General features: G+C 28.8%; 11 protein-coding genes. All 11 read left to right on the top strand.

The features are described 5' to 3' along the window. The 11 genes from mreD to ACQPUY_RS12710 all read left to right on the top strand — a co-directional run bounded on the left by mreD (position 1) and on the right by ACQPUY_RS12710 (position 12,447). On the top strand, positions 1–492 hold the full coding sequence (gene mreD / locus ACQPUY_RS12760; RefSeq protein WP_430841605.1) for a rod shape-determining protein MreD: 492 nt from the start codon (positions 1–3) through the stop codon (positions 490–492). Next, positions 489–3,440 carry a penicillin-binding transpeptidase domain-containing protein gene (locus tag ACQPUY_RS12755; protein ID WP_430841604.1) on the top strand — a complete coding sequence of 984 codons (2,952 nt, stop codon included), beginning with the start codon at positions 489–491 and terminating at the stop codon, positions 3,438–3,440. Before mreD ends, ACQPUY_RS12755 begins: the two co-directional genes overlap by 4 nt. Before the next feature lie 163 nt (positions 3,441–3,603). Beyond that, the gene (gene minC / locus ACQPUY_RS12750; protein WP_430841603.1) at positions 3,604–4,257 is read left to right on the top strand and encodes a septum site-determining protein MinC; all 654 of its coding nucleotides are present in this window, start codon (positions 3,604–3,606) and stop codon (positions 4,255–4,257) included. 20 nt (positions 4,258–4,277) lie between these two features. Next, positions 4,278–5,072, top strand: coding sequence for a septum site-determining protein MinD (minD, locus tag ACQPUY_RS12745; RefSeq protein WP_430841602.1), 795 nt, complete (start codon positions 4,278–4,280; stop codon positions 5,070–5,072). A 16-nt stretch (positions 5,073–5,088) separates the two neighbouring features. Continuing rightward, the gene (gene minE, locus ACQPUY_RS12740; RefSeq protein ID WP_430841601.1) at positions 5,089–5,352 is read left to right on the top strand and encodes a cell division topological specificity factor MinE; all 264 of its coding nucleotides are present in this window, start codon (positions 5,089–5,091) and stop codon (positions 5,350–5,352) included. 311 nt (positions 5,353–5,663) lie between these two features. After that, a complete protein-coding gene (gene rodA / locus ACQPUY_RS12735; protein WP_430841768.1) occupies positions 5,664–6,800 on the top strand; it encodes a rod shape-determining protein RodA in 1,137 nt (378 codons plus the stop codon). A gap of 96 nt (positions 6,801–6,896) precedes the next feature. Then, positions 6,897–7,370 carry a peptidase M23 gene (locus ACQPUY_RS12730; RefSeq protein WP_430841600.1) on the top strand — a complete coding sequence of 158 codons (474 nt, stop codon included), beginning with the start codon at positions 6,897–6,899 and terminating at the stop codon, positions 7,368–7,370. A gap of 64 nt (positions 7,371–7,434) precedes the next feature. Next, on the top strand, positions 7,435–8,286 hold the full coding sequence (locus ACQPUY_RS12725; protein ID WP_430841599.1) for a site-2 protease family protein: 852 nt from the start codon (positions 7,435–7,437) through the stop codon (positions 8,284–8,286). 160 nt (positions 8,287–8,446) lie between these two features. Beyond that, positions 8,447–10,300, top strand: a complete 1,854-nt coding sequence (locus tag ACQPUY_RS12720) for a TIGR03960 family B12-binding radical SAM protein (protein WP_430841598.1) — start codon at positions 8,447–8,449, stop codon at positions 10,298–10,300. Then, positions 10,284–10,985, top strand: coding sequence for a TIGR03936 family radical SAM-associated protein (locus ACQPUY_RS12715; RefSeq protein WP_430841766.1), 702 nt, complete (start codon positions 10,284–10,286; stop codon positions 10,983–10,985). The genes ACQPUY_RS12720 and ACQPUY_RS12715 overlap by 17 nt, the downstream gene beginning before the upstream one ends. 13 nt (positions 10,986–10,998) lie before the next feature. After that, positions 10,999–12,447, top strand: a complete 1,449-nt coding sequence (locus ACQPUY_RS12710; RefSeq protein WP_430841597.1) for an Rne/Rng family ribonuclease — start codon at positions 10,999–11,001, stop codon at positions 12,445–12,447. Positions 12,448–12,450: the final 3 nt, after the last annotated feature.

Below are 12,450 nucleotides of genomic sequence, written 5' to 3'. Positions count from 1 at the left end.
ATGAAAAAATGGATTTTGATTATAATTTCATTAGTACTTTTAATACTTGATAATTCTCTTATGCCTTTTTTAGCAATAAAGGGAGTATATCCAAGTTTGCTTTTTACTTTTGCAATAGCCTATTCTATTATAAATGGGAAAAGTGAAGCTGTATTCATTGGGGTTATTTCCGGATTAATGCAGGATATATATTTTTATAATGGTTTTGGAATAAACGCTCTAGTAAATATGCTTATATGCTTACTTGCAGCAGTTATTGGTGAGAATATTTATAGAGAAAAAAAATTTGTTCCAGTGATTTCTATGGCTTTACTGTATATATTAAAGGTATTTTCAATCTTTGTATTATTAAAATTAGCAGGAAAAACTATCAATATTGAAGTTGGAATATATTCTTCTATATATAGTGCTATAGTAATGTTTTTAGGGTATGGTTTTGTTTTAAGGCTTTATGATAATAATTATAGAGAGAGGGCATGGAGGTTTAAATGATAGTAAATAAACCTAAAAAGAAAAAGAAAATTTCTAGATATGTTGTTTTGTATATCTTATTGATAGCACTTTTTGCTACGTTTATTGCAAGGTTAGTTTATCTTCAAGTTTATAAGCATTCGGATTATAAAGAAAAAGCTGATGTCAGTTCTACAAGACTTATATCTGAAAAGGCACCTAGAGGGAAGATATACGATAGTGAAGGAAATGTTTTGGCTACTAATATTCAAACATATACCTTAACATATACTAAACCTGATGATGAAAATGAAAATTTTTATGAAACAATGGGGAAAGTATTTGATATACTTTCTGAAAATGGAGAAACTTTTGATGATGATTTAATACTTAAAATAGATAGTAGTGGAAATTTCTATTTTGAATTTACAACAGATGATGCAGATACAAAGAAAATAGTTGAAACTAGATTTAAAAGAGATAGAGGTCTAAACGAAGAAATACAAAAAGAATTATTTGGTAGTGAAAAAACAGAGTTTACTGATGAAGAAACAACTCAAGTTAACAATAAATTACTTGAGATATCAGCAGAAGAAACCTTCTATAAGCTTATTAAGACTTATAGCCTTCAAGAACTTATAGATCCAGTTCCAGTTCAAGAAGAAGGAGAATCTAGTAAGTCTTATAATGCAAGAGTTGAAGCTTATGATGAAAAATACGAAGAGTTATCTGGAAAAGAAATTTTAGATGAACTATTAAAAACTTACTCTCTTCAAGATGTAAGAAATTATATGGTAATAAAAGATGCTATAAAGATGCAAAGTTTCGAAGGATATAGATCAGTAACAATTGCATCCAATATAAAAGAAGAGACAGCATTTATAATTTATCAAAAATTAAATGATTTACCAGGAATAAATGTTAGTACTGAACCTATTAGATTTTATCCATATAGTAGCTTAGCATCTGGAGTAATAGGATATTTATCTTCTATAGATTCATCTAAAGAAGAAAATTATGAATTAAGAGGATATGATGCATCTTCAGACTTAATAGGAGTTTCAGGTATAGAGGCTGCTTTTGAAGACCAATTAAAAGGTACAAAGGGTGGAACTACAGTTAAAGTTAACTCAATGGGAAGAGTTACAGAAGAATTATTTGAATTAGAAGCTTATCCAGGTAATAATGTATATTTAACAATTGATAAAAATGTTCAATATGCTGCTGAACAAGCAATGGCTGATACCATGGAACGTATAAAGAGCATAGCGCCAAATGCAACTAGAGGTGCTGTAGTAGCAATAGAAGCTAAAACAGGTAGAATAATTGCAATGGTAAGTTATCCAGGATATGATCCGAATGTGTTTACTATTCCAGGAATGCTTACTGATGAGTTGTCTAAAGAATATTTTGATCCAGATATAGAAAGCTATGCAAAAGAATATATACAAAGGACTGGAGCTACTGGCGGAATAGATTATTTATTTCCAGTAAATGAAGATACAGGAAAAAGGGAAGATTATTTTGATACTTATCCTAAGCGTTTCTTTAATTATGCAACCCAAGGACTTCTTCCAGCGGGGTCAACATTTAAACCTCTTACTGCAATTGCAGCATTAATGGAAGGTGTTGTTACAACATCAGAAGTTATGAATGATACTTCAGGTACATGGAGTAAAGAAGATTTACCTGGAACGATATTAAAAAACTTTGAGGGTGTAGCAAATGGTGCTACTGATTTAGGAAAAGCCTTACAAGTATCATCAAACTTCTATTTTTATGAATTAGGATATAGATTGTGGAAGAATAATGGAGGAGATATTGAGGCTCTAAATACTCTTGCTAAATATGCTTGGAAATTTGGCCTTGGTGCCGATCCAGATAATCAAAACTCAATTAATACATCTACAGGTATACAAATTGAAGAAAATTTTGGGCAAGTTTATAACTTTAAGTCATGGAAGAATCAAGTAGTAAATACTCCAATGTATGAAATAGTAGATGCCTTAAAGGCTGGAAGTTACTATAGTTATTCTTTTGTTCCACTTAATATAGAAGATAGTGATAGTGATCCAGATGATTTAAAAGAAGCAAAAACCGCTTTGAAAGATTATATGAAAGAAACTTTAGAAAAAGTAGGAACAGATGAACAAGTTAGGGATACTACTGCATACGCAGAAAGTTTAGTTCCATATATTAAAAATGTGATGAACTTATCTGATGAGTTTAAAGCTTCAGTAGTTGAAACTTCTCAAAAAAGAACTGTAGATATAGATGAAGAAGCAGGAGTAATATCTGATGCTTTAGCATATTATGTTATAAGTAATGTTACAGTTCAAATTGAAACTCCTGGGCAAATAGTATCGGCTGCTATAGGTCAAGGTATGGATAACTTTACACCAGTACAAATTGCAAATTATGTTGCAACATTAGCTAATGGAGGAACTAGATATAAGTTAACTCTTGTTGATAAAATAACATCACCAACTGGAGAAGTAATAAAACAATATGAACCAGAAGTTGTAGATCAATTAGATATACCAGAAGAATATATTCAAGCTATTAAAGAGGGTATGTATAGAGTTAATACAAGTCCTAGTAATGGAACAGCTTATACAAGTTTTGCAAACTTCCCAATTAAAGTTGGAGGAAAGACAGGTACTGCAGACTTTAGTACAGATGAAAATTATACTATTCAAGGAAGATTAGCTTATGGTAACTATATTAGTATGGCACCTTTAGATGATCCAGAAATAGTTATATTCTCAACTATTTATGATGGTAAGAGAGGTAGTGAAGGTGCAACTATTCATAAGGCTATATATGAAGCATACTTTAAAGAAAAGTTATTAGAACTAGATCCAGATTATGCTTCTAAGTCAGAATCATTTAGAAAATATGTTTTAGAATCACCTCTTAAGGATAATAAGGATGATAGCATTACATTAGATAATATAACAGAAAATACAAGTTCTGATAGTTCAAATTAAAAAGCTGAGTTTTCTCAGCTTTTTAATTTGTAATAATTATTATTTTTAGCCGCTTTTTTAATTAAATACAAAATTAGGTTGTTAAACTATATAATATAATTGTATAATTAGAATTATGTAACAGTATTATTAATAAGTTAAGGTAATTGGTGGAGGGTGACCAATGAAAGTACATAGTAGCATTCAAATAAAAGGTACCAAGGATGGTATTAATGCAACAATAGATATGGATAAATTTGATAGTTTTAATGATATGTTAGATGCTTTAATTAAAAAGTTATCAGTGGGTAAAGGTTTTTATAAAGGTTCATCACTTACCATAGAAACAAACTTAAAGCTATTAAAAGAAGATGATATCTTAAAGTTAAAGGATGTTTTATTTGAGAGGATTCAAATAAAGGATTGTATATTTGAAGATATTAAACAAATAGAATCCAATGATAAGAAAGAAAATAAAATTTTTAATGGAATATATGAAGGAAAAACAAAGTTTATAAAGAAAACAATAAGAGGTGGACAACAAGTTAAATATTATGGAAATATAGTAATTATCGGTGATATTAATCATGGAGCAGAAGTTTATGCAGGAGGAAATATAGTAGTTTTAGGAACTATTAAAGGACAAGTGCATGCGGGGTTAGGTGGAAATAAAAAAGCTGTAATATCAGCATTTAACCTTCAGCCAGAAATACTTCAAATTGCGGATATAGTTACTATTGCACCTGATGATGGAGTGAAGCCATCCTACCCAGAGTTAGCAAAAATTAAGGATGATACCATTGTGGTAGAGCCATATTTACCAAAGAAATATATATAGTGTTGGAGGGAGAATAAAAAATGGGAATTTCTATTGTTATTACATCAGGTAAGGGTGGAGTTGGAAAAACAACCACTACAGCTAATATTGGGACTGCTTTAGCTGCTTTAAATAAAAGAGTCGTAGTTGTAGATGGAGATACAGGCCTTAGAAATCTAGATGTATTAATGGGACTAGAAAATAGAATAGTTTATACAATTTCAGATGTTATAGAAAATAGATGTAGATTAAAACAAGCTCTAATCAAGGATAAAAGATATCAAAATCTTTGTTTATTACCAACAGCTCAAACTAAAGATAAAGATGATATAAGACCTCAAGATATGCTAAAGATAGTAAATCAATTAAAAGAGGATTTTGATTATGTTATAATAGACTGCCCAGCTGGAATTGAACAAGGTTTTGAAAATTCAGTAGTAGGTGCTGATAGAGCTATTGTAGTAGTTAATCCTGAAATTACTTCAGTTAGAGATGCAGATAGAGTTATTGGAAAGCTAGATGCTAAAGGCTTAGATGATCATGCTGTAATAATCAATAGATTAAATTATGAAATGACTCAAAGAGGAGATATGCTAGATGTTCCTGATATAATTGAAACTTTATCAATAGAATTATTAGGAGTAGTTCCTGATGACAAGAATATAACTGTATCAACTAATAAGGGAGAACCTATAGTTCTAGATGATAAGTCAATATCTGGTCAAGCATTTAGAAATATAGCAAGAAGAATAACTGGTGAGGAAGTTCCTTTAATTGATTTAAAAACTGGGGGAGAAGGATTCTTCGCATCACTAAAAAGATTATTTAAGCGTTAAAAGGGGGATTTGAGAGGTGGATTTTTTTAGGAAATTTTCAAGTAAGCCAACACCTAAGGACGTGGCAAAAGATAGATTAAAACTAATATTAATACATGATAGAGGGGATTTACCTCATGAAACCCTTGATAAGATAAGGATGGAAATATTAGAGGTATTATCAAAATATATAGAGATAGATATTGATGATGTGGAGATAGCTGTAAGTAAAAGTGAAAATTTAGAGGGTAATAATCCGTCATTAATTGCTAATATTCCAATTAAGAATATTAAAAATTAGATAATATAGCAGAAGGTAGAAACTCAACAACTAAAGTTTTGAGTTATTAATTTAAATTATAGTGACAAAACAGAAATTCATAATTCTGAGTGAATGAGGAATTATTACCTTCAGTTTTTAGAAGTAACTATATTATGTTAGTGCGACTTGGAGCTTGCGACGGAGCAACTAACATAATGTAGTTACTTATTTTCTATAAATAAATGAATAAATTCTTAAATTTTAGTTACTTATTAGATATATTATGGAGAAATGAATTGTTTTTGTATATAATAAATCTAGGTTGAAAGACGGAGGTGAAATACAAAGAAATGATACCATTATCACATTTTAAAATAGACTTTAAAAAACTTAAGGAAATAGATAAATTAGTCTTATTTTCAATGATTTCTTTAATAATAATTGGAATAGTGAATATATACTTAGCAACTGAATCAAAATATGGAACTAGCTTCTTAATAAAACAATCCATGTGGTTTTTAATTTGTTTAGTTGCATTGTATTTTGTATTAGCAATTGACTATACATTATTAAAATCCTATACTCCTTTATTTTATTGGGGATCTATAATTTTACTTATATTAACCATGTTTATAGGTTCTGATATAAATGGAGCAAGAGGATGGATAAAATTTGGACCAGTATCCTTTCAACCGGCAGAATTAGCAAAGATAGCTACTATTATGATGTTAGGTAAAACTTTAGAAGAAATGAATGGAACTATAAATGAATGGAAAAATTTCTTTAAGATGGCGGTATATGCAGTTATACCGGCGGCTTTCATAGTAATTCAACCAGATATGGGAATGACTATGGTACTATTCTTTATAGTAGTAGGAATATTTTTTATTGGTGGATTAGATATAAGAATAATAGGTGGAGGTTTATTATCTTTACTTATAGCAATAGTAATTGTCTGGAACTCAGGCTTAATACAACCTTACCAAAAAACAAGAATAACTTCATTTTTAAATCCGGAATCTGATACTTCAGAATCAGGGTATCAACTTAAACACTCTCTTATCAGTATAGGTAATGGAGGAACCTTAGGATTACAAGGAAATTCAATAACTAAAGAAACTTCAGTTGGATATGCATCTCAATATGTTCCAGAAGTTCAAACTGATTTTATATTTGCAAGTGTTGCAGAGCAATGGGGATTAGTTGGAGCTTGCATATTACTTTTACTTTATGGATTGTTAATTGCAAGAATGATAGCCATTGGGCAAACTGCTAAGGATACCTTTGGATCAATTATTTGCGTAGGCTTAGTTGCGTATTTCCTGTTTGCACTATTACAAAATATAGGGATGACAATAGGTCTTATGCCAATCACCGGTATAACATTACCGTTGATTAGTTATGGAGGAAGTTCACTACTTACTACAGTAATGTCAATAGGTTTAGTTCTAAATGTAGGAATGAGAAGAAAAAAGATATATTTTTAATGAAAGAAGGCGAATGTGCCTTCTTTTTTTATTGTCTTAGCATAAAATTATTTATGAGTAAATATAAATACATTATTAAGGGTAGGAGAGAGGAGTATGATTAATAATTATAATGATGCATATAAAGATTATTATGATAAAGTAAGAAGAAAAGTTAAAGGAAAAACAAATAAAATAGATAAAGTAGTTAGCACAAGAGACGACATATATCCAAGTACTGCAAATGTAGGAAATTATACTTATAGAAGCGGTACATATGGAGTAAAGTCTGAAAAGAAGAAATTTAAATATATTGATCGATTTATAATTAGAATGATATGTACATTTGTATTATTTCTAGGAGTATTTACATTGAAAGTACTACCAAATAGTGAGGCAAAGGAACTTTATAAAATTTGTAAGGTAGCAGTTAGTAGTAATTTCAATTATGAAAATTTATTATCTGGAGTAGATAAACTTGGTTTTGATTATAAGGATATATTGAAAAATATAGAAGAAAAATATACGAATGTAATAAGTGAAATTTCTAATATAAATTTAGAGGATATAAACAAAACTTTAGATTTATAGATATATGAATCTTAGAAATAGAAGGTGATTATATAGAATTGTAGCAATTTATAGGGAGATATAAATGAATAGAGAGACAAAAAAGATATTAGCAGAAATACTATTGATATTATTAGTATGCAGCTATAATAGGATGTTTATATTTGCTTTTATCTGGGTGTTTTTACATGAGCTTACTCATATACTTATAGCTTTAAAATATGGATGTAAGTTTTATAATATAAGCTTTCATATATTTGGATTAAATGCAGAGCTTTCAGATATAAATATTTTAAAAGATAAGGAAAAAATATTTATATATTTATCAGGGGCTTCATTTAATATAGTAATGGCAGTACTTTTTTATATTTTAAGCTTTAAGTATAATAATAGCTTTATAGAAACTAGTATTAATTTAAACATAGGCTTAGCTATATTTAACCTATTACCTGCATATCCTCTAGATGGATCTAGAATATTAGAGACAATTTTATCTAAAAAAATTTTATTTAAAAAAGCTCAAAAAATTATAAGTATAATAAGTTTTATAATAGCAGGTTTATTTATAGCAATAGGAGTTTATATATATATATTTCTACATAGTTTAAATTTTAGTATGATAATAGGAGCGATAATTATAATTTATATTACTAGAATGGAAGAACATACATCTATGTATATAACTATGGGTAACATAGTTAAAAAAAGAAAAAAGCTTTTAAAGGATAGATATATAGAAAATAAGAGCATATCAGTTTATTACAAGCAAGGACTTGTTAATGTATTGGCTTTAGTAGATAGAAATAAGTTTAATACTTTTTATATATTAGATGATGATATGAAACTTATTCATATATTACATGAAGATGAGCTTATAGAAGCTTTAAAGATATATGGGAATATGACTTTGGAGGAATATATAATTGAAAAATCCTAATAATATTAAAAAATGGTTAAATTATCAGCAGCATATATGTTAGTAATAGATTTACCTTTAGTTTTATATATGCTAGAATGGAAAGGATATAGGTGCTATCGCACAATGTAAGATGTTTGTGATAGTACCTATTTAAATTTTCGTTCTAGGAGGAATGATTATGAAAAAAATTACTGATCATATTCTGTATAAGGTTGAAAAACCATCAAGATATGTTGGTGGAGAATTAAATCAAGTAGTTAAAGATCCAAAAGATGTTGATATAAGATTTGCTTTTTGTTTTCCAGATGTATATGAAGTAGGAATGTCTCATTTAGGAACTAGAATACTTTATCATACTATAAATGCAAGAAAAGATACATATTGTGAAAGAGTTTTTGCACCATGGCCAGATATGGAAGCAGAGCTTAGAAAAAATGAGATTCCTTTAATGACTTTAGAAACAAAGGATCCACTTACTGAGTTTGATATATTAGGTTTTACCCTTCAATATGAAATGAGTTATACAAATATATTAAATATGCTTGATATGGCTGGAATAAATTATAGAGCTTCTGAAAGAAGAGAAGATGAGCCTATAGTTATGGCTGGTGGGCCTTGTGCTTATAATCCAGAACCTTTATATGATATAGTTGATTTCTTTGAAATAGGTGAAGGTGAAGAAATCATGAATGATGTACTTGATGTATATAAGAAATATAAAGGAAAAGGCAAGAAGAAAGAATTCTTAAGAGAAATAGCTAAGATAGAGGGGGTATATGTACCTTCTTTATATGATGTTACTTATAATGAAGATGGAACTATAAAAGAATTTAAACCAAAGTATGATGATGTTCCAGCTAAAGTTAAAAAGAGAATAATAAATAACTTCGATAAGGTAGATTTCCCATTAGATATGATAGTACCTTATTCAGAAATAGTACATGATAGAGTAGTTCTAGAAACTTCAAGAGGATGTACTAATGGTTGTAGATTCTGTCAAGCAGGTATGATTTATAGACCAGTAAGGGAAAAAACAACTAATACTTTAATGGATCAAGCAAGAAAGATGATAGAGGCAACTGGATATCAAGAGGTGTCTTTAGCATCACTAAGTATTTGTGATTATTCAGATATACAAAATCTTGTAAGTAGTTTAATTCTAGAACATGGAGATAAAAATGTAGGGGTAGCACTTCCATCTATTAGAGTAGATGCATTTTCAGTTGATTTAATAAAGGAAATCCAAAAAGTTAGAAAAACTGGATTAACATTTGCTCCAGAAGCAGGCTCTCAAAGAATGAGAGATATTATAAATAAAGGATTAACTGAAGAAAGAATTTTAGAAGCTACTAAAAGTGCATTTGAATCAGGATGGAGTACTATTAAGCTGTACTTTATATTAGGACTTCCATATGAAAAAATAGAAGATGCAGCTGGAATTGGTGAGCTTGCAGAAAAAATGGCTGCAGTATATTATGAGATTCCAAAAGAAAAGAGAGCAAAGGGATTAAAGATTACAGTAAGTACATCAATACTTGTACCAAAGCCTTTTACTCCATTCCAATGGGCACCAATGGCTAGACCAGATGAAGTATGGCAAAAGATAGATGCTGTAAAGGGATCTATAAAAACTAGAGCTATTCATTATAATTATCATGAGCAAAAAACTTCATTTATGGAAGCTGTATTTGCTAGAGGAGATAGAAGAACTTGTGAATTGTTAATAAAGGCCTTCGAAAAAGGTGCAAAATTTGATGGATGGTCAGAATACTTTAAATATGATATATGGATGGAAGCTATGAATGAATGTAATATAGATGAAGACTTCTATGTTTACAGAGATAGAAACTATGATGAAATACTTCCATGGGACTTTATAGATATTGGAGTTAATAGAAGATATTTAGAAGTTGAAAATGAAAAAGCAAAAAGAGCAGAACTTACGCAAAACTGTAGAAAAGGTTGTACAGGTTGTGGAGTAAATGTCAACTTTAAAGAAGGGAAGTGTTTTGAAGGTGCGTTACATAATTAAATTTACTAAGGAATCCAGCATTAAATTTATATCTCATTTAGATTTAATGAGAACTTTACAAAGAGTAATAAGAAGAGCAAATCTTCCTATGGAATATTCAAAGGGATTTAATCCGCACATGGCAATGTCAATAGCACAACCTTTATCTGTTGGTGTTTATTCAGATGCTGAATATATGGATATAGTATTAGTGGAAGAATTAAATGAAGAGGAAATAGTAACTAGATTAAATGAAAAGACTGCATCAGGAATTAAATTTTTAAATGCTAAAAAAGTAGTAAATAAAGAAGGGGAAAAAAAGATTCCTCAAACTATGGCATTAATAGATGCAGCAAGGTTTACTATAAAAATGCTATGTGAAGATGCTGTAATAGCTGAAGAAAAGATGAAAGAATTAGATAAAAAATCAGAGTGGACTACTATAAAGAAAAGTAAAAAAGGTGAAAAAGAAGTTAATTTAAAGACTATGATTAAAGAAATGAAATACTGGATTAACAATGATGAATTAATTTTAAACATCGTTGTTTCTTCAGGTAGTAGAGAACATTTATCACCAGATTTAGTAGCTAGTTATATAAAAAGTAATATTCCTGAAATAGTTGAAGATGCCTTTATAGATATAAAGAGAGAAGAAATGTATGTATTAAAGGATAATAAATACATACCAATATATAAATTCATTTAGGGATGTGTATTTTATGAGAGAAATTTTCATTGAAAGAGATGAATTGCTTTTAAGAATTGCCATAAAGGAAAATGGAAAACTTGTAGAGTGCTTTGTTGAAGAAGCCTCTCAAGATCCTAAAATGGGAGAGATTTATAAGGGAAGGGTAAAAAATATAGTTACTGCTATAAACTCCGTTTTTGTAGATATTGGATTAGAAAAAGAAGCTTATATGTATTTAAGTAATGAACTAAAAGATCAGGGAATAAAAAAAGGCGATGAACTTTTAGTAGAAGTTATAAAGGAACCTTTAAATAATAAGGGGGCTAAAATAAGCAAAAATGTAAGTATTCCAGGTAGATTTATGGTATTAACTCTAGGTGGAAGTGGAATAAGCTTTTCAAAGAGAATTAATAATCAAGAAGAAAAAGATAGAATTTCAAAGATTATTAATGACATTGATGGTTATGGTGTAACTATTAGAACAGAAGCAGTACATGCTGGTGATGAGGATTTAATAGAAGAAAAAAATAGACTTTTATTAGAATTTGAAGGCCTTATAAAGAAATTAAATTATAGTTTAAACTTAGGTAAGCTTTATGGAGAAAATATTATTTTAAACAAAGTAGTTATTGAAAATTTAGGAGTTAATTGCAAAATAATTACAAATGATACTGAGGATTTAAAAGAGATTTCTTCAATAGTAGATGGAAATAGTGATATATCTATTGAAAAATATGATAACAGTAGAAGCTTATTTGACTTTTATGGAATCGAAAAAGAAATATTAAAGCTTAGACATAAGAAGGTTGCATTAAATTGTGGTGGGAATATAGTAATAGATAAAACAGAAGCTATGTATGTTATAGATGTTAATTCTTCTAAAAATATTAAAGGAAGAAGTTTTGATAAGACTATATTAGAAACTAATTTAGAGGCTGCAAAGGAAATAGGAAGGCAAATTAGACTAAGAAACTTAGCAGGAATAATAGTTATAGATTTTATAGATATGAGAGATTTTTCTCAAAAAGCTTTAGTCATGAATGCTTTAAAAGAAGCCTTAAAAGAAGATAAAGGAAATGTTAAAGTATTCCCTTTTACTGAACTAGATTTAGTACAAATCGCAAGAAAAAGAAGAGGAAAATCTATATATGAATATTTAGAGGAAGGCTGTAAGAGATGTAATAAGGAAGGCTTTGTTTTAAAACTATCATATATAGAGAAGTTAATTAGAAATGAAGTTATTAAGGCAGGAGAAGAAAACTCTATAAATTCTTTTTATATTGAATTAGATAAGAATTATGAAGAAATTGTTAAGGGTGATGAATTTTCATTTTTATCTAATATAAACTCATTAAATAATGAAATTTACTTAAATTTTGTAGATGGAATTGAAGGATATAAAGTTGAACCTTTAATTTTTAATAGTCAAAAAGAAAATGTTAAAAAATATCTTGTAAAAGCATATGAAAAATATGAATAATTT

Source organism: Clostridium nigeriense (genome assembly GCF_050585245.1).
Classification (GTDB): Bacteria; Bacillota; Clostridia; order Clostridiales; family Clostridiaceae; genus Clostridium; species Clostridium nigeriense_A.
Note: the sequence above shows the minus strand (reverse complement) of the source record. Positions and strands in the feature narration are given on the sequence as shown.

Excerpts from the sequence above, each read along its gene's own strand:
- ACQPUY_RS12755 (WP_430841604.1), top strand. The coding sequence starts at position 489 with ATGATAGTAAATAAACCTAAAAAGAAAAAGAAAATTTCTAGATATGTT.
- rodA (WP_430841768.1), top strand. The coding sequence starts at position 5,664 with ATGATACCATTATCACATTTTAAAATAGACTTTAAAAAACTTAAGGAA.
- ACQPUY_RS12710 (WP_430841597.1), top strand. The coding sequence starts at position 10,999 with ATGAGAGAAATTTTCATTGAAAGAGATGAATTGCTTTTAAGAATTGCC.
- ACQPUY_RS12720 (WP_430841598.1), top strand. The coding sequence starts at position 8,447 with ATGAAAAAAATTACTGATCATATTCTGTATAAGGTTGAAAAACCATCA.
- ACQPUY_RS12730 (WP_430841600.1), top strand. The coding sequence starts at position 6,897 with ATGATTAATAATTATAATGATGCATATAAAGATTATTATGATAAAGTA.
- mreD (WP_430841605.1), top strand. The coding sequence starts at position 1 with ATGAAAAAATGGATTTTGATTATAATTTCATTAGTACTTTTAATACTT.
- ACQPUY_RS12725 (WP_430841599.1), top strand. The coding sequence starts at position 7,435 with ATGAATAGAGAGACAAAAAAGATATTAGCAGAAATACTATTGATATTA.
- minC (WP_430841603.1), top strand. The coding sequence starts at position 3,604 with ATGAAAGTACATAGTAGCATTCAAATAAAAGGTACCAAGGATGGTATT.
- minD (WP_430841602.1), top strand. The coding sequence starts at position 4,278 with ATGGGAATTTCTATTGTTATTACATCAGGTAAGGGTGGAGTTGGAAAA.